Raw genomic sequence first — 545 nt, forward strand, 5'->3', positions numbered from 1 at the left:
CAGGTTCAGCGGCGAGCAGATGGTCACGCCGTGCTTGACCACCGTGCGTCCGGGTTCGGTCAGCTCGCAGTTGCCGCCGGTCTCGCCGGCCAGGTCCACCACCACCGAGCCGGGCTTCATGCCCTCCGCGGCGGCGGCGGTGACCAGCCGCGGCGCGGGCCGGCCCGGCACCAACGCGGTGGTGATCACCACGTCGAAGCCCTTGATGGCCTCCTCGAGCGCCGCCTGCTGCTGCGCGCGTTCGTCCTCGGTGAGTTCCCGGGCGTAGCCGCCCTCACCGGCGGCGGCGATGCCGAGATCGAGCCACTGCGCGCCGACCGAGCGCACCTGATCGGCGACCTCCGGACGCACGTCGTAGCCGGTGGTGCGCCCGCCCAGGCGCTTGGCCGTGGCCAGCGCCTGCAACCCGGCCACCCCCACGCCGAGCACCAGCACCGTGGCCGGCTTGACCGTGCCCGCGGCGGTGGTGAGCATCGGGAAGAACCGCGTCGACTCCGTCGCGGCGACCAGCACCGACTTGTACCCGGCGACGTTCGCCTGCGACG

1 pseudogene is annotated in these 545 nt (G+C 73.8%); it reads right to left on the bottom strand.

From position 1 onward, the window contains the following. Positions 1-545 (bottom strand): annotated as a pseudogene (locus G6038_RS32250) (NAD(P)(+) transhydrogenase (Re/Si-specific) subunit alpha); the annotation flags it as partial.

This window comes from Rhodococcus sp. 14C212 (assembly GCF_011058195.1).
GTDB lineage: Bacteria > Actinomycetota > Actinomycetes > Mycobacteriales > Mycobacteriaceae > Rhodococcus > Rhodococcus aetherivorans.